Here is a 19,563-nt window from a genome sequence, read left to right as displayed (position 1 = left end):
TGATCCGTGTCGATTCTGGAAAAGGTCCTCCGCGCCGGCGAGGGCCGTATGGTGCGTCGGCTCAAGGCCATCGCCGCCGCCGTCAACTCGATCGAGGACGACTACGTCAACCTCACCGACGACGAGCTGCGCGGCCTGACGGAGCAGTACAGGGAGCGGCTCGCCGACGGTGAGACCCTCGACGACCTGCTGCCGGAGGCGTTCGCCACGGTGCGCGAGGCGGCTGCCCGGGTGCTCGGCCAGCGCCCGTACGACGTCCAGGTGATGGGCGGCGCGGCGCTGCACTTCGGCAACATCGCCGAGATGAAGACCGGTGAGGGCAAGACCCTGACCTCGGTCATGGCGGTCTACCTCAACGCCCTGTCCGGCAAGGGCGTGCACGTGGTCACGGTCAACGACTACCTGGCCCAGCGCGACGCCGCCTGGATGGGCCGGGTGCACGAGTTCCTCGGCCTGACCGTCGGCGTGGTCCTGCCCAACCGGCCGGCTTCCGAGCACCGCGCCGCGTACGAGTGCGACATCACCTACGGCACGAACAACGAGTTCGGCTTCGACTACCTGCGCGACAACATGGCCTGGTCGCGCGACGAGCTGGTCCAGCGCGGCCACAACTTCGCCGTGGTCGACGAGGTCGACTCGATCCTCATCGACGAGGCCCGGACGCCGCTGATCATCTCCGGCCCGGCCGAGCACTCCGCCCGCTGGTACTCCGAGTTCGCCGGCGTGGTGGCCCGGCTCCAGCCCGGCACCGACGGCGAGGGCGACTACGAGGTCGACTACGCCAAGCGCACCATCGCGGTCACCGAGCGCGGCGTGGCCAAGGTCGAGGACCGGCTCGGCATCGACAACCTCTACGAGTCGGTGAACACCCCGCTGGTCGGCTACCTCAACAACGCGATCAAGGCCAAGGAGCTCTACAAGCGCGACAAGGACTACATCGTCAGCGACGGCGAGGTCCTGATCGTCGACGAGTTCACCGGCCGCATCCTGCACGGCCGTCGCTACAACGAGGGCATGCACCAGGCGATCGAGGCCAAGGAGGGGGTGGAGATCAAGCAGGAGAACCAGACCCTGGCCACCATCACCCTCCAGAACTACTTCCGCCTCTACGAGAAGCTCTCCGGCATGACCGGTACCGCCCAGACCGAGGCGGGCGAGTTCAACAAGGTCTACAAGGTCGGCGTCGTGACCATCCCGACACACCGGCCGATGGTCCGGATCGACCGCGCCGACGTCATCTACAAGACCGAGCGGGCCAAGTTCAACGCGGTCATCGAGGACATCGCCGAGCGGCACGAGAAGGGCCAGCCGGTGCTGGTCGGCACCGTCTCGGTGGAGAACTCGGAGATCCTCTCCCAGTTGCTGCGCCGGCGCGGCATCCCGCACTCGGTGCTGAACGCCAAGTTCCACGCCCGCGAGGCGGAGATCGTCGCCCAGGCCGGCCGCAAGGGCGCGGTCACCGTCGCCACCAACATGGCCGGCCGTGGCACGGACATCCTGCTCGGCGGCAACGCCGAGTTCCTCGCCGCCAGCGAGCTGCGCCAGCGCGGCCTCGACCCGCTGGAGAACGACGAGGAGTACGCCAAGGCGATGGAGGAGGTCCTCCCCGTCTGGAAGCAGGCCTGCGAAACCGAGGCCGAGGAGGTCGCCGACGCCGGTGGCCTCTACGTGCTCGGCACCGAGCGGCACGAGTCCCGCCGGATCGACAACCAGCTACGCGGTCGGGCCGGCCGGCAGGGTGACCCGGGTGAGTCCCGCTTCTACCTGTCGCTGCAGGACGAGCTGATGAAGCGCTTCCGCGCGGGTGCGGTCGAGGCGGTGATGGAGCGCTTCAACATCCCGGAGGACGTGCCGATCGAGTCGAAGATGGTCACCCGCCAGATCAAGAGCGCCCAGGCGCAGATCGAGGGCCAGAACGCCGAGATCCGCAAGAACGTCCTCAAGTACGACGAGGTGCTCAACAAGCAGCGCCAGGTGATCTACGCCGAGCGGCTGCGGGTGCTCAACGGCGAGGACCTCTCCGACCAGGTCCGCAACATGATCGACGACGTGGTCACCGCGTACGTCACCGGCGCCACCAGCGACGGCTACGCCGAGGACTGGGACCTGGAGCAGCTCTGGTCCAGCCTCAAGCAGCTCTACCCGGTGGGCATCTCCATCGAGGAGATGGAGGAGGAGGCCGGCGGCGCCCGCGCGAGCATCGACGCCGACTTCCTGCTGGCCCGCCTCAAGGAGGACGCGCACGCCGCGTACGACCGGCGTGAGGAGCAGCTCGGCGAGGAGGCGGTACGCCAGCTGGAGCGGATGGTGCTGCTCCAGGTCATCGACCGCAAGTGGCGCGAGCACCTCTACGAGATGGACTACCTCCAGGAGGGCATCAGCCTCCGGGCGTACGCCCAGCGCGACCCGGTCATCGAGTACCAGCGCGAGGGCTTCGACATGTTCGCCACCATGATGGACGGCATCAAGGAGGAGACGGTCGGCTTCCTCTACAACCTGGAGGTGCAGGTCCAGGAGCCGGAGCCGGAGGCCGAGGAGGTCCAGCTGCTGGAGAAGCCGGTCGAGATCCGGGCCAAGGGTCTCAACCGCGCGCCGCAGCAGCAGGGCCTGCAGTACTCCGCCCCCGCCGTCGACGGCGAGGCCGGCCGGGGCACCCCGGTCATCGAGCACCCGGAGCAGCAGGCGCCCGCCCTGGGCGTCGGGCGTTCGGAGACTCCGGCCCGTCCGGCGGCGCCGGGGGCGTCCGGCGCGCCGCGTCGTCCGGCGGCCACCGGGGCGAGCGGTCAGGCCGTCGCGGCCAGCACCGCCCGGACCGGGTCGGTGCCGGCGGAGCGCGCCGAGGGCGGCAACGGCCCGTCCCGCAACGCGCCCTGCCCGTGCGGCTCCGGCCGCAAGTACAAGCGCTGCCACGGCGCGCCCAACGGCGGCGCCTGATCCTGACGCGGGGCCCCGCCCCGCCGAGTCGGTACGACGAGAGCCGCAGTCCCCCGGGACTGCGGCTCTCGCCGTCGGCTCCGCCGGCACCCTCGCGTGTCTGGAAGGGCCGGCCGTGCGGGGCCGCCTTCGCCGTTCCGGACGTGGCGGTGTCCGAGGCGCTCCGATGGCAGCATGTCGGCGTTCTGGAGTGGATCATGCCCGTCCGGGCACGCGGGCGAGGCGGTCAGAGCAGGGCGAGGTGGTCAGAGCAGGGCGAGGTGGTCAGAGCACCTCGAGGGCGGTGCAGAGCCAGCCGCCCCGGCGGTGTTCGAGGCGTACCGCCAGGGCCCAGGTGCGGCCGGCGCCGGCGAGCACCGCGGCGGCCTCGACGGCCGCCGACCGTGGCTCGCACACCCGGAGCCGGCGCAGGTGCACCACCGGCCGGCTCGACCGACGGCGGTGCGGACCGGTGCGGGCCGATGCCCGAGCCAGCTGCTCGGTCACCTCGGCGGCCCGTCCGGGCTCGACCAGGGACCGGAGCTGCCCGGGCGGGCGGTAGCCGTTGAGGATCTCCAAAAAGGTGGCGACGAACCGCTGGGCGGCCCGGCCGGCCTCGGGCGTGGCCGTGGCGAGGGCGCCGGGCGGCGGGCCGGAGCGGGGCCGTGGCGGCCCGGGGCGGGAGTCGTGCCGCCGGCCGGGCGGGCGGCCGGCGCTCTGGTGCGCGGCACCGAAGAGGTCGAGGGCGAGCTGGCCGGTAAGGCGGGGCCAGAGATCCGGCGACTCGTCGACGTAGGGCGGGTCGCTGACCGGGGCCGGGCGCAGCCGGACCGGGGGCCGGGCGGGACCGGGACGGCGGGAGTCGACCATGCTGCTCACCTCTGATCGTTACGTTTGCCTTCGTTTGCCTCCGACAGGCTTCGATAATCGGGCATGACAGTGCCCACCGTCAATGGCGGTCGGCGTCCGGGTGGCTACTCGGTGTCGCGGTCGGCGAGCGGGTTTCCGCGTACCCACTCGGCGGTTTCGGCGTACTTGCGTTGGATGTACTCCTCCAGCTGGACGCGCTCGACGCGCCACTGGCCGCGCCCGCCGATCTTGATTGCGGGCAGCTCTCCGCTGCGCACCATGTGGTAGACCTGCGAGTCCGACACGTTCAACTCGGTGGCCACGTCGGAGAGCAGGAGAAACCTCGGCTCCACGGATAACCCCCGGTGTTGACGTCGTTTGCCTCAGTTTGCCACCACCGGCCGGACCCGCCCAGCACCCACCCGGCCGACGGTGCGGTGCGGCAACTTCCACCGGGCCGGTGCGGGGTGTATGACGGTCTCGGCGTACGGCATGATCGGCGCCCGGGACCGGCAGACCCGCCGGTCCGCGAACGATCGGGGGATACGACGGTGAGCGACGAGCTGGTCCGGGTGTACGTCCCGGCGACCGTGCCGATGCTGGCCCGGCTGCGGGAGCAGGGGCTGTCGGCCGACCAGGCGCACGCCGTCACCCCCGCCCTGCGCGAGTGGTACGCCGAGGGCGACGAGGAGGAGCTGGAGTACGTCGCGTTCACCCGCGCCGCCCAGGACGCCCTCCAGTTGCTGCGGAAGGATCCGGCCGCGCCCCGGCGCCGGGTGGTGGTCTCGGTGGACCTGCCCCCGTCGGCGGTCGGCCGGGGCGACGGTGACCTCGGCTCCAGCACGGTGCGGCTCGACCAGCCGGTGCCGGTGCGGTCGGTGGCCGCGCTGCACGTCGACGGGGCGGACGCGGTGGACGACGTGGCCGCCGCCGTCGAGGTGGTCGCCGAGGCCCTGGCGGGCGACCCGGACGCCCAGTTCACCGTCGACAGTGCCGAGGACCACGAGCTGGAATGGTACGACCCCTCCGAGCTGGACCTGCTGCTCCGCGCCGCCTCCTGACCCCACCCGCCGACGGCCCACCCGTCGACCGTGTCGGCGTCGACCACCGCGGTCTCTGCCACCGCTGCGACCAACGCGGCCGTTTGCGGCGGGTTGGGGTGCCCCAGGCGCCGGAGACCCCAACCCGCCGCACACGGGGACGATCACTCTTCTCCACCGGCGACCCCGCCGGGGGCAGGGCCGGAGCGGACGCCTCAGTCCTCGGCCGGCTCCGGCTCGTCGTCGTGGGGCGCCGGGCCGAGGGTGCGGCCGAAGGCGACGAGCGCGGTCAGCGCGCCGACGAACAGCACCCAGATGCCGTTGTCGATCCTGGAGGTGCCGAGGCTGGTCTGGGCGACCGCGTCCGCCTCGCTCAGCGCGCTGGCCAGGTCGAGCAGGGTCCGGCCGCCGATCCGGATGATCACCTCGGCGAGCAGTAGGAGCAGGCCCGGACCGGCCCCGGCGACCAGGTACGCCGGCCAGCGCAGCGCCGGCGTCGCCGGGTCGCGGCCCAGCGCCCGGCGGCGGGCCCAGGTCAGGTAGCCGTAGGCGAGCAGGCCGGCGAGCAGGCCGGCGAGCAGCGACTCGGTGCGGGAGACCCACTTGGCGGCGCTCACCAGCGACGCCTGGGAGCCGTCGGCGCCGAAGAGGTCGAACAGCGGGTCACGGGCCCGGCTGAACGCCACCACGAAGACCAGCGTGCCCAGGGCGGCGGTGACCACAGCGCCGACCGGGGCGGCGTCGCGGGCGCCGGCCAGTGCCCCGCCGATGATGGCCGCGGCGGCGCTGGTGCCGGCGATCGTGTTGGTGGTCGCGTTGTCGGCGTAGGTCAGGTTGATCGCGAGGGCGGCGGCGAGCCCGACCAGCAGGCCGGTGCCGACCGCCACCACGAAGCGCAGGGTGGCCCGGTCGACGCCCCGCCGGGCCAGCAGCCCGGTCACCGCCAGGGCGACGGCGGTCCCGGCCACCAGGGCGGCCGAGATGACCCCGGGCAGGGCGAAGGCGGAGAGGCTGATCGCGGTGAGGCCGGCCGCCGCCGAGCTGATCGCCTCGCGGGTCGACCAGAGCATCGCCGCCAGCCAACCGACCGCCAGCAGGGCCAGCACGGGCGCGCCCGGAGCGCGCGCCGCGCGGGGGGCGTCGGCCACCGGCACGACCTGCTCGGCCTGGTCGACCTGGTCGGCCGGGTCGGTGCTGTCCGGCTGGTCCGACTGCGCGGCCGTCGAGCTGCCGGGCTGCTTGCTCATCGTGTCCCCTTCGACGGGCGCCCGACCGCAGCGGCGGGCCGGGGCAGGTCACCGGCCATCCAGCGTACGCGCCCGGTCCGGCTGGCCCCGCGCGCCCGCACCCGCCCCGCCGGCCTGCTTTCCTTCGGCCGAAAGGGCCGTTCGGGTACGGATCGCCGCCCGGCCCGCACCCGTACTTCTCGATCTATGGTTTCCAGGCGGGCGGGGCGCGATCGGCGGGGAGCGGGCGTGGGAGAATCGCCGGAGGTCCCGCCGCCGCGACGCCTCACCCGCGCGGTGCCCGGCGTCCGGCCGTCCGGTCGGTGCCCGCGGGTCCGATTTCGCCACCGCCGTCGAGATCGCACAGGAGCCTGTGATGGACGCCGTGTTCTCCGTACCCGAGCCGCGCAACGAGCCGGTACGCACCTACGAGCCGGGCAGCGCCGACCGGGAGCGGCTGCAGCGGCGGCTGACCGAACTCGCTGCCGAGCGGATCGACCTGCCGATGACGATCGCCGGCGAGCAGCGGATGGCCGGCGGCGAGTCGATCGACGTGGTCCAGCCGCACAAGCACGCCCACGTGCTCGGCGTCACCGGCCACGCCACCCACGACGACGCCCGCGCCGCCGTCAAGGCCGCCAAGGACGCCGCGCCGATGTGGCGCGCGCTGCCGTTCGAGGAGCGGGCCGCGATCTTCCTGCGCGCCGCCGAGCTGCTCGCCGGCCCCTGGCGGGACACGCTCAACGCCGCCACCATGCTGGGCCAGTCCAAGACCGCCGTCCAGGCGGAGATCGACTCGGCCTGCGAGTTCATCGACTTCCTCCGGTTCAACGTGCACTTCGCCCGGCGGCTGCTCGAAGAGCAGCCGATGTCGTCGCCGGGGGTGTGGAACCGCTTCGACCACCGCCCGCTGGAGGGCTTCGTCTACGCGGTCACCCCGTTCAACTTCACCGCGATCGCCGGCAACCTGCCCTCGGCGCCGGCCCTGCTCGGCAACACCGTGGTCTGGAAGCCGGGCCCGACCCAGCAGTTCGCCGCGCACTTCACCATGCGGCTGTTCGAGGCGGCCGGCCTGCCGCCCGGCGTGATCAACATGGTCACCGGGCGCGGCGAGGAGGTCTCCGACGTCGTGCTCGCCGACCCGGACCTGGCCGGCATCCACTTCACCGGTTCCACCAAGGTCTTCCAGCACCTGTGGCGGACCGTCGGCGAGAACATCGCCGGCTACCGGGGCTACCCGCGGCTGGTCGGTGAGACCGGCGGCAAGGACTTCGTGGTCGCGCACCCCAGCGCCGACGTCGACGCCCTGCACACCGCGCTGATCCGGGGCGCCTACGAGTACCAGGGCCAGAAGTGCTCGGCCGCCTCGCGGGCGTACGTGCCGCGTTCGCTCTGGGAGGGCGGGCTGCGCGACCGGCTGGCCGCCACCACGGAGTCGCTGACCTACGGCGACGTCACCGACTTCAGCAACTTCGGCGGCGCGGTGATCGACGAGAAGGCGTTCAGCCGGCACACCGCCGCGCTGGAGCTGATCTCCGGGGACGACACCTGCCGGATCCTCGCCGGCGGCACCGCCGACGACTCGGTCGGCTACTTCGTCCGGCCCACCCTCTTCGAGTGCAGCGACGCCGCGCACGAGACCTTCACCACCGAGTACTTCGGTCCGATCCTCGGCGTGCACGTGTTCGACGACGCCCGCTTCGACGACGCGGTCGCCCAGGCGGAGTCGATCGCGCCGTACGCGCTGACCGGTTCGATCTTCGCCAACGACCGCCGGGTGGTCGAGGCGGTCGCCGAGCGGATGCGGTACGCGGCCGGCAACTTCTACATCAACGACAAGCCGACCGGCGCGGTGGTCGGGCAGCAGCCCTTCGGCGGCGCCCGGGCCAGCGGCACCAACGACAAGGCGGGCTCCTGGCTCAACCTGGTCCGCTGGCTGTCGCCGCGGACGATCAAGGAGACGTTCGTGCCGCCGACCGACCACACGTACCCGCACATGGGCTGAACCGGCGACGGGCGCCGGTGGCGCTGCGCGCGCCGCCGGCGGCCGCCCACTCCGCCCGCACCTCAACGCGCCACTTTCCGGGAAAGCGGGGCCATTCGGCGCGTCATGGCCCCGCTTTCCGGGAAAGTGCAGGGCGGGTGGGGGGGTGGGGGGGTGGGGGCCGTCCGGTGGGGCCTGGACACCGTCCGGCCGGTACGCATCGATAGTCCTGGCAGCACTGTCGTCGGCCGACAGTGCACATTGGAAATCCTCCCGGGTGGCAAATCCGGAAATCCTGGACGCTGCGACGGCAAAGTGGCAGCTTAGAGGGCATGGCGGAATCCGGAGTCAACCCCACCGCGGCAGCTCTGCTGGGGCTGCTGCACGAGGGCCCGATGACTGGCGGCCAGCTGATGGCCGCCGCTGAGCGCCGACTGGCGCCGTACTGGTCGATGACCCGCAGTCAGGTCTACCGCGAGTTGCCGGTGCTGGCCGAGCGGGGTTTCGTGCGGCTGGGCAAGCCCGGGCCGCGGATGAGCCAGCCGTACGCGATCACCGCCAGCGGGAAACGGACATTTTCCCGCTGGCTGGCGGAGAACCCGGGTCGGGACACCATCCGTAACCCGATCGCGCTGCGGATCGCCTTCGGCGACCTGCACTCGGCCAGCCAGCTGAAGAACCTCTACGCCTCGGCCAACGAGTACCACACCGAGGCCCTGGCGCACGTGCGTGAGCAGGTGAAGAACGCCAAGAAGGAGGGCGACACCTACGACGCCAGCGCGCTGGAGTTCGCCGTCGCCTACCACAAGGCGGCGCTTTCCTGGCTCAAGACCGCCCCGGTCGGCTGATCATCTGCCCGGGTCGGCGGTGTGACGTGAGCGGACCGCCGCACGCACAGTACGCTTGTCTGTCGTGACCGCTGCCGATTACGCCGAACAGCTCAAGGAACTCGACGCCACCCTACGCAACATCGAGGCGGTGCTCGACCTCGACCGCCTGCACGAGGAGAAGGCCCGGCTCGAGGAGCAGGCGTCCGCGCCCGACCTCTGGGACGACCAGGCGAAGGCGCAGCAGGTGACCTCGCAGCTGTCGTACGTCAACGGCGAGATCGGCAAGCTCGGCAGCCTTCGCTCCCGGCTCGACGACGCCGGTGTCCTGCTGGAGCTGGCCGAGGCCGAGGCTGACCCGGGGGTCCTCACCGAGGTCGAGACGGAGATCGGCGGGTTGCGCAAGGCCATCCAGGAGATGGAGGTCCGCACCCTGCTCTCCGGCGAGTACGACTCCCGGGAGGCGCTGGTCGCCATCCGGGCCGGCGCCGGCGGGGTGGACGCCGCCGACTTCGCCGAGATGCTGCTGCGGATGTACCTGCGCTGGGCCGAGCGGCACGGCTACCCGACCGAGGTCTACGAGACCTCGTACGCGGAGGAGGCCGGCCTGAAGTCTGCCACCTTCACCGTCAAGGTCCCGTACGCCTACGGCACCCTCAGCGTCGAGTCGGGCACCCACCGGCTGGTGCGGATCAGCCCCTTCGACAACCAGGGCCGCCGGCAGACCAGCTTCGCCGGGGTCGAGGTGCTGCCCGTGGTGGAGCAGACCGACCACATCGACATCCCCGAGAACGAGATGCGGATCGACGTCTACCGGTCCTCCGGCCCGGGCGGGCAGAGCGTCAACACCACCGACTCGGCGGTCCGGATCACCCACATCCCCACCGGCATCGTGGTGACCTGCCAGAACGAGAAGTCCCAGCTGCAGAACAAGGCCTCCGCGCTGCGGGTGCTCCAGGCCCGGCTGCTGGAGCGCAAGCGCCAGGAGGAGCAGGCCAAGCTCCAGGGCCTCAAGACGGACGCCGCCGGCTCGTGGGGCGACCAGATGCGCTCCTACGTCCTGCACCCGTATCAGATGGTGAAGGATCTCCGAACCGAGCAGGAGACCGGCAATCCGTCCTCGGTCTTCGACGGGGACCTGGACAGCTTCATCGAGGCCGGCATCCGCTGGCGCAAGCAGCAGCAGCTCGCCAACGACGCTGCGTGATCAAGCGGGAGCGGAGCGCGTCGTCGATCTCCTGGTGGGAGGGGCAATCGATGACGCGCCTCGCACAGGTGGGGCGTAGGACTTGGCTCAGCGGTTACACCGCGTAGACTCACGACCCGTGATTCAGCTTGAGCAAGTGACGAAGACGTACCCGAAGGCGTCCCGGCCTTCGCTCGACAACGTGTCCGTCTCGATCGAGAAGGGCGAGTTCGTCTTCTTCATCGGTCCATCCGGCTCCGGCAAGTCCACGATAATCAAAATGCTGCTGCACGAGGTCAGCCCCAACAAGGGCCGGGTCGTCGTCAACGGCAAGGACGTCACCACGATGCGTTCCTGGAAGCGACCCCACTTCCGGCGCTCGATCGGCTGCGTCTTCCAGGACTTCCGGTTGCTGCCCAACCGCACCGCCTACGAGAACGTGGCGTTCGCTCTCGAGGTGATCGGCAAGACCAAGGCGGTCGCCCGCCGGGTCGTGCCCGAGGTGCTGGAGCTGGTCGGGCTCGGTGGCAAGGAGCACCGCTACCCGCATGAGCTCTCCGGTGGTGAGCAGCAGCGCGTGGCCGTCGCCCGGGCGTTCGTGAACCGTCCGCTGATCCTGCTGGCGGACGAGCCGACCGGAAACCTGGACCCGGACACCTCGATCGAGATCATGCGCCTGCTGGACCGGATCAACCGCACCGGCACGACCGTCGTGATGGTCACGCACGACTCCAACATCGTGAACCAGATGCGCCGTCGCGTCGTCGAGATCGAGAGCGGCCGCATCGTGCGCGACCAGGCCCGCGGCGTCTACGGGTGAGCCGGCGCTCCACCCCTGCCGTACACCCTGACGACGAACACCTCATGCCGGAGAGCCGGAGGAACACCCGATGCGGATGAAATACGTCCTGTCCGAGGTACTGGTCGGACTGTGGCGCAACGTCACCATGACCATCGCCATGATCATCACCATGGCGGTGTCGCTGTTCATGCTGGGCGGCGCCGGCCTGCTGTACCAGAAGGTCGGCGACATGAAGGACCTCTACTACGAGAACGTCGAGGTCTCGATCTTCCTGGCGACCGACGTCAGCGAGCAGCAGCGCAACGACCTGGACGCCAAGCTCAAGAGCGACCCCCTGGTCAAGGAGGTCCTCTACGTCAACAAGGACGAGGCGTACAAGCGGTTCCAGGAGATGTACCAGGACGCCCCGGACCTGGTGAACGCCGTCAAGGCGGACCAGCTGCCCGAGTCGTTCCGGCTCAAGCTGGTGAACCCGGAGCAGTACAAGAACATCTACGACCAGTACAAGGACACCGAGGGGGTCGACGAGATCGTCGACCAGAGCCGGCTGCTGGACAAGGTCTTCGGCGTCCTCACCGGCATCCAGACCTTCGCGCTGGTCATCGCGGTGTTCATGGCCGCCGCCGCGCTGCTCCTGGTGGCGAACACCATCCAGGTCGCCGCGTACAGCAAGCGGCGTGAGGTCGCGGTCATGAAGCTCGTCGGCGCGTCCAACTGGTTCATCCAGGCGCCGTTCGTGCTGGAGGCGGTGGTCGCCGGTCTGATCGGTTCGATCCTCGCGCTGGTGTTCATGGCGCTCGGGAAGTACTTCGGCGGCAGCGGCTCGCTGTCCGCCCTGGAGGGCCTGATCACGCCGGTCTCGTGGGGCGACATCCTGCTGATGTTCCCGATCATGGCGGGCGTCGGCGCGCTGTTCAGCGCGATCACCGGCTGGATCACGCTCCGCTTCTACCTGCGGGTCTAGGTACCCGACGGCTCCGCCGAGGGCCCTTCCGCGCCGGAATAAACGGCGCGGGAGGGTCCTTGTCATTCGGGTAGCATGATCTCTGCCCCGCGGCCGGTCGCACCGGTCGTGGGTCACCAGGAAAGGGGGTGGTGCCGATGCCACGGGAAAAGGGTCGCAAGGTGGTCGCCTCCAACAAGAAGGCGCGCCACGACTACGCCATCCTCGACACGTACGAGGCGGGCATGGCGCTGACCGGCACCGAGGTCAAGTCGCTGCGGGCCGGTCGGGCGTCCCTGGTCGACGCGTTCGCCCAGGAGCGCAACGGCGAGCTCTACCTGCACAGCATGCACATCCCGGAGTACACCCAGGGCACCTGGACCAACCACGAGCCCCGGCGTACCCGCAAGCTGCTGCTCAAGCGGCTGGAGATCGACCGGCTGATCGGCAAGACCCGCGAGGGCGGGTTGACCATGGTGCCGTTGCAGGTCTACTTCTCCGACGGCTGGGCGAAGGTGGAGATCGCCCTGGCCAAGGGTAAGAAGTCGTACGACAAGCGTCAGGACCTCGCCAAGCGGGACGCCGACCGGGAGATCGCCCGGGTGGCCGGCCGGCGCGGCAAGGGCATGGACGAGTGATTTGTCCGCTCTGTCCCGGCCGGCACGCCGGCTCGGGGCTCGGGATGAAACCCGTTGCGGCAGGCGTTAGGCTTATCAGTGCCACCACGAAGGTGGCCCACCGAGGGGGTGACTGGTTTCGACTTCGTACGTTGCGGCAGGGGAAGCGAGCCGAGGAAGCCGACGTCGTCTCGAGAATCGTTCGTCGGAAACCAATAAGCGCCAAGAACAATCGCGCTGACTTCGCTCTCGCCGCCTGAGGCGAGTAGTGAGTCTGTCGGCCTGGGAACGCCTTCGTCCCAGTCAGCCGGCATCAGCTAGGAGGCTGGCCAATCGGACCCGGTCGCGGGGTCCGTGCGGCGAGATCAATCAGCGACTGGGCCCGTCACACCAACTTGCTCGCGTGAGCGGTGGGGCCGAGTAGAGGCATAGCGAGCTGCGCTCGGAGAAGCCCTGACAAACCGGCGAAGGACCCGGGTTCGATTCCCGGCACCTCCACCACCTCATGTGCGCCCCGGTCCATCGGACCGGGGCGCACAGTCGTCTCCGGATACTTGTCGGGCCACCAGGGATACTTCTGGGGCCGCTGGGACCGATGGGGCCAATGAGGCGTTCCGGCCCCCTGGACAGCGCCCGAACAGGGGTTCACCATCGCTGTACGCGGTAGCACGCAGCGCGGGAGGTGCCCATGGTCACCGGTCCGATCCAGCAGCCGTCCGTCGCCCCGCCGGCGGTCCGCCCGCCCGCCGCGCGCCGGCCCAGCCCGCCCGGCGACCTGCCCGCCCTGGCGCGGGCGCTCGCCGTACCGCCGGGGGAACCGCGCTGGCGGGAACGGGTCATCGTCCACCTCGCCCCGGTCCGCCGGGGCTTCGCCGAACACGTCCGGATCACCGAGGGCCCGGCCGGCCTCTACGCGGAGGTGCTCGCCCAGGCGCCCCGGCTGCACCGCGGCGTCCGGCTGCTCACCCGGGAGCACGCGGCCATCGTCGCGGCGCTGGCCGACCTCCAGCGGGCCGTCGAACGGCCCGGGGTGTGCGCCGAGGAGCTGCGCCGGCGCACCGACGACCTGCTGCGGGCGCTGTCCCGGCACCGGCAGCGCGGCGCGGACCTGCTCTGGCAGGCGTACCAGACGGACCTCGGCGGGGAGACCTGACCGGCGGGAACCGGTCCGTGCCGGGCGGCGTCCAAGTACGTATGCGTCGATTCCTCGCCCTGCTGGGCCTGCCCCTGGTGGCCATCGCGGCCGGCTGCGCGCCGGCCGGCTCCGATCCGGCCGGGCCGTCCGCCGGCCCGGACCACCGCTGGGGGGCGTTCCACCAGCGGGCCGCGGAGGTCGCCGAGAACTGGCGCCCCGCACCCGCCTGGCGGAGCGGGTACGTGCCGCTGCAGGACCCGACCGTGCTGGTCGGCGACCCCGGGTTCACCGCCGACACCGAGACCGCCTTCCTGGCCGGTTGGTACCGGGATCAGATCGAGCTGCCGGCCGCCCGCCCCGCCGACGGCACGATCCGGTTTCCCGACGGCACGATGACCACGCCACTGCTCAGCGCCGCAGAGGCGTACCGGCAGCTGGACCAGGGCGACCCGCCGCCGTGCGATGGGCGGCCGAAGGCGCCCGGTCCGACGATCGAGCCGGGGCCGGACGGCTCCGTCTCCAGCCCGGTCGCCACCGCCTGCGTCCCGCTCACCGTCACCGCCGTCCGGCTCGGCACCGCCTCGGTCCGGACCAGCCGCGGCATGGCCGACGTACCGGCCTGGTTGTTCACCGTGGAGGGACTGGCCGCCCCGGTGGCCCGGGTGGCCGTCTCGCCGCAGTCGGTCACCGCGGTGCCCGAGCCGGCGGCTCCCGCCCGGCCCGCCCCCGCCGACATGGTCGGCGCCCAGCACACCGAACGGGTGGACGGCACGCGGCTGACCTACGTGCTCGGGGTGGGCGCCTGCGACACCGGGATCACCCCGCTGGTGCAGGAGCGCGAGGACGTGGTCGTGGTCGGTGGCGGGGTGGTTCGGGCCAGCGGCGTCTGCACCGACCAGCTGAAGCTGGAGCCGGTCACCGTCACCCTCTCCGCGCCGCTCGGCGGCCGGCCGGTGCTCGACGTGCTGACCGGGCGGGTGCTCACCCAGCGGGCCGGCTGACCGGTCAGAGGATCCGGGGCAGCTCGCCGCTGATCGGCGCCGGGAGCACCGTCGGACCCTCGGCGCGCAGCGCGTCGGCCAGGGCGTCGGGCAGCTCGTCCGGCGTGCCGACGACCCTGGTGGCGCAGCCGTACCCCTGGGCGATCGCGGTGATGTCGAGGCCGGGCAGGTCCAGCCCGGGCACGCCGGGGGTGTGCTTCAGCTCGGCGAACGACTTGAGGATGGCGTACTGGCGGTTGACCGGCACCAGCACCACCACCGGCAGGCGCAGCCGGGCGGCGGTCCAGAGCGCCTGTACCGAGTAGTGGAACGAGCCGTCGCCGATCACCGCGACCACCGGCCGGCCCCGGCCGGTGTCCCGCTCGGCGAGGGCGATACCGACCGCCGCCGGCAGGCCGTACCCGAGCCCGCCGCTGGCCATGGTGAAGTACGACGCCGGCCGGTCCGTCGGCAGCCGGCGGCGCAGCGCGGCCAGGTTGGACGGTGACTCCTGGACCAGCACCCCGTCGGTGGGCCAGCAGGCGGCCAGCGCGGCGAAGAGCGTATCCGCGTCCGGCGGGTCGGCCGGCTCCGGCGGCTCCACCGCCGGCCGGGGCTCCGGCGCCGGTCGGTCGGCCGCCGGGAGCAGGTCCAGCAGCGCGGCGAGGGTCAGCCCGGCGTCGCCGAGCAGGCTGTCGCCGACCGGTGCCCGGGCGGCCTCGTCCGGGTCGTCGGTGACGTGCAGCAGCCGGGCGCCGTCGGGCAGGTGCGCGCCGGGGACGTGCGGGTAGTACCGGAACACCGGGGCGCCGACGACCAGCACCGTGTCGTGCCCGCGCAGCTTCTCCGCCAGCGGCGCGATGGCGAACGGCAGCACCCCCCGGTAGTGCGGGTGCCGCTCCGGGAACGCGGCCCGCTCCGGCGCCGGGGCGGACCAGACCGGCGCGGCCAGCCGCTCGGACACCGCCACCGCCAGCGGCCAGGCCTCCGCCCGGTCCACCGCCGCGCCGAGCACCAGCACCGGGGAGCGGCTGGCGGCCAGCAGCGCGGCGAACTCCCGCAGCCGCCCGGGGTCGGGCCCGAACCGGGTCGCCACGGTACGCACCTGGGGCGGCGGGTCCGCCGGCTGGTCCCAGTCGTCCAGCGGCAGGGAGAGGAAGACCGGCCCGGCCGGGGGCTGGGCGGCGCTGGCGTACGCCCGCATGAACGCCGCCGGGAGGTCCTGCGCGCGGACCGGCTCGTAGCTCCACTTCACGTACGGCTGGGGCAGCTCGGTCGGCGCCCGGCTGGTCAGCCGGGGCTCCGTCAACAGCATCTCCCGGCTCTGCTGGCCGGCGGAGACGATCAACGGCGTGCGGTTGTGCCAGGCGGTGACGAGGTTGCCCATGCCGTTGCCGGTGCCCGGCGCGGTGTGCAGGTTGACGTGCGCCGGACGGCCGGTGGCCTGCGCGTACCCGTCGGCCATCGCCACCGCGGACGCCTCGTGCAGGGCGTGCACGTACCGGAAGTCCGCCGGGAAGTCCCGCAGGAACGGTTGCTCGGTGGAGCCGGGGTTGCCGAAGACGGTGGTCAGGCCGAGGGCGCGGAGCAGCTCGTAGGTGGTGTCCCGGACGGTCGCCATCGCCCCCCCGCCTCCCTGTCCCGGCGCGTGCCGGCGCCCACCGCGACAGAGGCTCCCGACCTGCCGAATCTATCGGGGGCGGGGGGACAAGTCGGGCGCTTTGCCGCTCACCGGGCCGGGTGCATCCGGCCGGGGAGGCTCAGGGCAGCGGGAAGGGGGTCTTGATGCCGTCCAGGGCGTGCCCGCACGGGCAGTCCCGGTCGGTCGGCAGCGCCCCCACCGCGTCCAGCAGCACCCCGCGCAGCCGGTCGGTGTTCTCGGCGAAGACCCGGAACACCTCCTCCTGGGTGACCGACTGGCCGGCCTCCACGCCGGCGTCCAGGTCGGTGACGAGCGCGATCGAGGTGTAGCAGAGGGCCAGCTCGCGGGCGAGCACCGCCTCCGGGTGGCCGGTCATGTTGACCACCGTGCCGCCCATCGAGGCGTACCAGCGGGACTCGGCGCGGGTGGAGAAGCGCGGACCCTCGACCACCACCACCGTGCCGCCGTCCACCGCCGCCACGTCCCGGCCGGCCGCGGCGGCCAGCAGCGTACGCCGCCCGACCGGGCAGTACGGGTCGCCGAACGGCACGTGCACCGCGCCCCGGTCGTAGTAGGTCTGGGCCCGGCCGCTGGTCCGGTCGATCAGCTGGTCGGGGACCACGAAGGTGCCCGGGCCCAGCTCCGGCCGCAGACCGCCGACCGCGCACGGGGCGACGACCTGGCGCACCCCGAGCGACCGCAGCGCCCACAGATTCGCCCGGTACGGGATCAGGTGCGGCGGGTACCGGTGGTCGCGGCCGTGCCGGGGGAGGAAGGCCACCGGCCGCCCGCCCACCTCCGCGACGGTGATCGGGTCCGAGGGCGCCCCGTACGGCGTCTCGACCATGTGCTCGGTGGCACTGTCCAGGAGCGCGTAGAGCCCCGACCCGCCGATCACCGCGATGTCCGCCGTCGGACCCATCGACCCTCCCTCGTTCCCGCTCGATCACCCGCCGGTCAGACCTTAGCCACCGCCCCGGGCGCAGGCTATGGTGCCAGGCATGGCGGTGACAGCGCGGACGGCCGACGGCAACCGGTTCCACGACCCGGCGCGCGGCTGACGGTGTCCGAGATGCAGGAGGAGGGACGGGCGATCGGCGGTCGAGCCATGGAGTCCATGACCGGGCGGCTGCTGGTCGCCACCCCGGCCCTCAAGGATCCGAACTTCGATCGCACGGTGGTGTTGCTGGTCGCCCACGAAGCCGGCGGGGCGCTCGGCGTGGTGCTCAACCGGGCGACCGAGGTGCCGGTCGCCGACGTGCTCGGTGACTGGAGCGACCTGGCCCGTCACCCCGCGGTGCTCTTCGAGGGCGGCCCGGTGCAGCCGGACTCGGCGATCTGCCTCGCCCGGATGCGGCACCCGATGCGCCGGCTGAAGGGCTTCCAGCAGATCTCCGGCGCGGTCGGCACCGTCGACCTCTCGGCGGACCCGGAGAAGCTGCGCGACGGCATCGGCGGCATCCGGGTCTTCGCCGGCTACTCAGGGTGGGGTTCGGGTCAGTTGGAGCAGGAGATCGAGGACGGCTCCTGGTTCGTCTTCGACGCGCTGCCGGGGGACGCCTTCGTCGACCGGCCGGACGACCTGTGGCCGATGGTGCTGCGGAGACAGGGCGGAATGATGGCGGCGGTCGCCCACTTCCCGCCCGACGTGGCGCTGAACTAGCCGCGGCGGGGTGGGGACCCCGCGAGATGACCATGCCGGGCAGCGTGTGTATAGTTCTCTGCGTGCCCGGGACACCGGGGACGACAGCAAGGGGCCGTGGCGCAGCTGGTAGCGCACCACACTGGCAGTGTGGGGGTCAGGGGTTCGAGTCCCCTCGGCTCCACCCTTGAGACCAGGGCGTTCGTCAGAGATGGCGGGCGCCCTTCGTCGTTCCTGTCGGCGAAGGTAGCCAAGCAGGTAGCGACGGCTACTGCCCCTCGTCCCCCAGCAGGTTCTTGATCACGTCGGCAGCCTGACGAGCTGAGCGGGCATGACCTGGCTGTGGATGTTCATGGTGGCGCCGATCTCGCAGTGACCGAGAGTTCCACGAGTATCCGGGCCACGTCCGCTCATGCCGATGTAAGTGCGCTGCTGTCGATTTGGGAGAGCTCAATATCCCCGGTCCCGCTCAAACGCCGCTATACACCTTCTCCGCGTGCCGGCTGTCGGCCTGGCGTCGGGAACCGAGTGTGAAAGCGACTCCGCCCAACGCAGCCGCCACCCCGCAGAGGAAGAGCGTCGTTCGATAGCCGAAGTGCTCGACCGCCACGCCGGACAGGATCCCGGAGACCAGGAGGCCGGCCGTGGACGCGTTGGCGAAGAGCGTGGTGGCGCGGCCGGTGGCCGGGGCGAGGAGGTCCTGGAAGTAGCGGATGCCGGCCGCCCCGACGATCGCGATCCCCACCCCGCGCAAGACCTGGCCGATCACGAGCATCAGCATGTCCGAAGAAACGACCGTCAGGGCGTAATAGCAGACGAAGGAGCCAAAGCCGCCGAGGATCAGGGCCCGCTGGCTGACCCGGGCGGGGACAACGGCCAGCACCAGCGTGGCCAATACCTCGACCGCGGCGCAGACGCTGAAGAGCATGCCGACCGACGCAGGTTGCTGATGCAGGGCACGCGTGACGAACAACGGCAGCGCCACACCGCCCGCGAACATCGCGGTGAAGAACAGGGTGACGCTCGCGGTGAGCAGGACAGGGGTGCCGCCCGGCGACGAGCTCGCAACCGCGACCGGCCCGGGCCGCGGCACGGCGAAAACGGTCAGCGCAGAAGCGAGAAACACCGCGGCGGCCGTCCACATCAGCCATGAATAGCCGCCCCGGGACAGCACGAGCGCGCCCAGCAACGGCCCGCCGGCCCACGCCAGGGACCAGGCCGAGCGCAGCAGCGGCGCGGAACGCTGCCCGGCGGCGCCCTCGCCGAGCACGGAGCGGGCCAGGGCGAACAACTGCGGGAAGGCCGCCCCTATCGCCCCGAGCACCGTCGCCGCCATCAACAGCAGCACCAGGAAGCCCGAGACCCGCGGCAGCAGCACATAACCCGCCGAGCCCAACAGGATCACGCCGATCGCGTACGTTCGCGCGGGCCGGCGGTCGAACAGCCGTCCCAGCCACCAGCCGATCGTGATCCCGCCGACAGCGAACACCGAGGCCCACACGCCGATCTGCAGCGGCGTCAGCCTGACCACATCAGCGCCGAAGAGCACGATGTAGGAATTGACCATCGAGTCCGCGATGCCGAGCAGGAGGACGGCGGCGAAGAGCGCGAAAGAGGGCACGTGATCTTCGTATCGGTCAGACCTCTCCGGCGACACTGATTAACCCAGATACGGGGATTGCCACTCTCACCGACCGCCTCAGTCCGTGCACTGATCTGGCACCCCTCTGTGTCAAGTGATGATCAAGAGGGGTGTTCTAGGCTGGGGTTCGGCGGG

General features: G+C 71.6%; 17 protein-coding genes, 1 tRNA gene and 1 other RNA gene. 13 read left to right on the top strand and 6 right to left on the bottom strand.

From position 1 onward, the window contains the following. Positions 1-6: 6 nt before the first annotated feature. Positions 7-2,934, top strand: coding sequence for a preprotein translocase subunit SecA (gene secA, locus V6U89_RS05175; RefSeq protein WP_334569459.1), 2,928 nt, complete (start codon positions 7-9; stop codon positions 2,932-2,934). A 264-nt stretch (positions 2,935-3,198) separates the two neighbouring features. Here secA and V6U89_RS05170 read toward each other — a convergent pair whose 3' ends face one another. Continuing rightward, positions 3,199-3,783, bottom strand: a complete 585-nt coding sequence (locus V6U89_RS05170; RefSeq protein WP_334569816.1) for an Rv3235 family protein — start codon at positions 3,781-3,783, stop codon at positions 3,199-3,201. 104 nt (positions 3,784-3,887) lie between these two features. After that, positions 3,888-4,115 carry a helix-turn-helix domain-containing protein gene (locus V6U89_RS05165; RefSeq protein ID WP_334569457.1) on the bottom strand — a complete coding sequence of 76 codons (228 nt, stop codon included), beginning with the start codon at positions 4,113-4,115 and terminating at the stop codon, positions 3,888-3,890. A 198-nt stretch (positions 4,116-4,313) separates the two neighbouring features. Here V6U89_RS05165 and V6U89_RS05160 point away from each other — a divergent pair, with 198 nt between their 5' ends. After that, positions 4,314-4,823 carry a DUF6912 family protein gene (locus tag V6U89_RS05160; protein ID WP_334569455.1) on the top strand — a complete coding sequence of 170 codons (510 nt, stop codon included), beginning with the start codon at positions 4,314-4,316 and terminating at the stop codon, positions 4,821-4,823. A gap of 194 nt (positions 4,824-5,017) precedes the next feature. Here the strand turns inward: V6U89_RS05160 and V6U89_RS05155 are convergent, their stop codons facing one another. Continuing rightward, positions 5,018-6,049: a hypothetical protein gene (locus tag V6U89_RS05155; RefSeq protein ID WP_334569453.1), complete on the bottom strand. Its 1,032-nt coding sequence runs from the start codon at positions 6,047-6,049 to the stop codon at positions 5,018-5,020. 355 nt (positions 6,050-6,404) lie between these two features. Between V6U89_RS05155 and pruA the strand changes: the two genes are divergently transcribed. The 9 genes from pruA to V6U89_RS05110 all read left to right on the top strand — a co-directional run bounded on the left by pruA (position 6,405) and on the right by V6U89_RS05110 (position 14,523). Beyond that, positions 6,405-8,033, top strand: coding sequence for an L-glutamate gamma-semialdehyde dehydrogenase (gene pruA, locus V6U89_RS05150; protein ID WP_334569451.1), 1,629 nt, complete (start codon positions 6,405-6,407; stop codon positions 8,031-8,033). A gap of 311 nt (positions 8,034-8,344) precedes the next feature. Next, positions 8,345-8,860, top strand: a complete 516-nt coding sequence (locus V6U89_RS05145) for a PadR family transcriptional regulator (RefSeq protein WP_088963825.1) — start codon at positions 8,345-8,347, stop codon at positions 8,858-8,860. Positions 8,861-8,924: 64 nt separating this feature from the next. Then, complete coding sequence (gene prfB, locus V6U89_RS05140) at positions 8,925-10,046, top strand: peptide chain release factor 2 (RefSeq protein WP_334569447.1); 1,122 nt, start codon at positions 8,925-8,927, stop codon at positions 10,044-10,046. Positions 10,047-10,164: 118 nt separating this feature from the next. Then, a complete protein-coding gene (gene ftsE, locus V6U89_RS05135) occupies positions 10,165-10,845 on the top strand; it encodes a cell division ATP-binding protein FtsE (protein WP_088969966.1) in 681 nt (226 codons plus the stop codon). Between the two features lie 70 nt (positions 10,846-10,915). Next, positions 10,916-11,791 carry a permease-like cell division protein FtsX gene (gene ftsX, locus V6U89_RS05130; protein ID WP_334569446.1) on the top strand — a complete coding sequence of 292 codons (876 nt, stop codon included), beginning with the start codon at positions 10,916-10,918 and terminating at the stop codon, positions 11,789-11,791. Positions 11,792-11,928: 137 nt separating this feature from the next. Further along, complete coding sequence (smpB, locus tag V6U89_RS05125) at positions 11,929-12,408, top strand: SsrA-binding protein SmpB (protein WP_334569445.1); 480 nt, start codon at positions 11,929-11,931, stop codon at positions 12,406-12,408. Positions 12,409-12,512: 104 nt separating this feature from the next. Next, positions 12,513-12,888, top strand: a transfer-messenger RNA (tmRNA) gene (gene ssrA, locus V6U89_RS05120). Positions 12,889-13,075: 187 nt separating this feature from the next. Further along, complete coding sequence (locus V6U89_RS05115; protein WP_154939244.1) at positions 13,076-13,540, top strand: hypothetical protein; 465 nt, start codon at positions 13,076-13,078, stop codon at positions 13,538-13,540. Positions 13,541-13,581: 41 nt separating this feature from the next. Next, positions 13,582-14,523 carry a hypothetical protein gene (locus V6U89_RS05110; RefSeq protein WP_334569444.1) on the top strand — a complete coding sequence of 314 codons (942 nt, stop codon included), beginning with the start codon at positions 13,582-13,584 and terminating at the stop codon, positions 14,521-14,523. 4 nt (positions 14,524-14,527) lie between these two features. Here the strand turns inward: V6U89_RS05110 and mdlC are convergent, their stop codons facing one another. Both mdlC and V6U89_RS05100 read right to left on the bottom strand, forming a co-directional pair. After that, positions 14,528-16,123, bottom strand: coding sequence for a benzoylformate decarboxylase (gene mdlC, locus V6U89_RS05105; RefSeq protein WP_334569443.1), 1,596 nt, complete (start codon positions 16,121-16,123; stop codon positions 14,528-14,530). 139 nt (positions 16,124-16,262) lie between these two features. Then, positions 16,263-17,066 carry an S-methyl-5'-thioadenosine phosphorylase gene (locus V6U89_RS05100; RefSeq protein ID WP_334569442.1) on the bottom strand — a complete coding sequence of 268 codons (804 nt, stop codon included), beginning with the start codon at positions 17,064-17,066 and terminating at the stop codon, positions 16,263-16,265. 150 nt (positions 17,067-17,216) lie between these two features. On the opposite strand from V6U89_RS05100, the gene V6U89_RS05095 reads away from it, so the two are divergent. Both V6U89_RS05095 and V6U89_RS05090 read left to right on the top strand, forming a co-directional pair. Beyond that, on the top strand, positions 17,217-17,807 hold the full coding sequence (locus tag V6U89_RS05095) for a YqgE/AlgH family protein (protein WP_154939236.1): 591 nt from the start codon (positions 17,217-17,219) through the stop codon (positions 17,805-17,807). Between the two features lie 90 nt (positions 17,808-17,897). Next, a tRNA-Ala gene (locus V6U89_RS05090) sits at positions 17,898-17,970 on the top strand. 285 nt (positions 17,971-18,255) lie between these two features. Here the strand turns inward: V6U89_RS05090 and V6U89_RS05085 are convergent. After that, positions 18,256-19,407 carry an MFS transporter gene (locus V6U89_RS05085; RefSeq protein WP_334569441.1) on the bottom strand — a complete coding sequence of 384 codons (1,152 nt, stop codon included), beginning with the start codon at positions 19,405-19,407 and terminating at the stop codon, positions 18,256-18,258. Between the last annotated feature and the right edge of the window lie 156 nt (positions 19,408-19,563).

Source organism: Micromonospora sp. CPCC 206171, from assembly GCF_036906755.1.
In the GTDB taxonomy this organism is placed as follows: Bacteria; Actinomycetota; Actinomycetes; order Mycobacteriales; family Micromonosporaceae; genus Micromonospora; species Micromonospora purpureochromogenes.
Note: the sequence above shows the minus strand (reverse complement) of the source record. Positions and strands in the feature narration are given on the sequence as shown.

What these genes read in the sequence shown, in the direction of transcription:
- V6U89_RS05170 (WP_334569816.1), bottom strand. Translation starts at nt 3,783, where the DNA reads ATGGTCGACTCCCGCCGTCCCGGTCCCGCCCGGCCCCCGGTCCGGCTG.
- V6U89_RS05155 (WP_334569453.1), bottom strand. Translation starts at nt 6,049, where the DNA reads ATGAGCAAGCAGCCCGGCAGCTCGACGGCCGCGCAGTCGGACCAGCCG.
- pruA (WP_334569451.1), top strand. Translation starts at nt 6,405, where the DNA reads ATGGACGCCGTGTTCTCCGTACCCGAGCCGCGCAACGAGCCGGTACGC.
- V6U89_RS05145 (WP_088963825.1), top strand. Translation starts at nt 8,345, where the DNA reads ATGGCGGAATCCGGAGTCAACCCCACCGCGGCAGCTCTGCTGGGGCTG.
- ftsX (WP_334569446.1), top strand. Translation starts at nt 10,916, where the DNA reads ATGCGGATGAAATACGTCCTGTCCGAGGTACTGGTCGGACTGTGGCGC.
- smpB (WP_334569445.1), top strand. Translation starts at nt 11,929, where the DNA reads ATGCCACGGGAAAAGGGTCGCAAGGTGGTCGCCTCCAACAAGAAGGCG.
- V6U89_RS05115 (WP_154939244.1), top strand. Translation starts at nt 13,076, where the DNA reads ATGGTCACCGGTCCGATCCAGCAGCCGTCCGTCGCCCCGCCGGCGGTC.
- V6U89_RS05110 (WP_334569444.1), top strand. Translation starts at nt 13,582, where the DNA reads ATGCGTCGATTCCTCGCCCTGCTGGGCCTGCCCCTGGTGGCCATCGCG.
- mdlC (WP_334569443.1), bottom strand. Translation starts at nt 16,123, where the DNA reads ATGGCGACCGTCCGGGACACCACCTACGAGCTGCTCCGCGCCCTCGGC.
- V6U89_RS05100 (WP_334569442.1), bottom strand. Translation starts at nt 17,066, where the DNA reads ATGGGTCCGACGGCGGACATCGCGGTGATCGGCGGGTCGGGGCTCTAC.
- V6U89_RS05095 (WP_154939236.1), top strand. Translation starts at nt 17,217, where the DNA reads ATGCAGGAGGAGGGACGGGCGATCGGCGGTCGAGCCATGGAGTCCATG.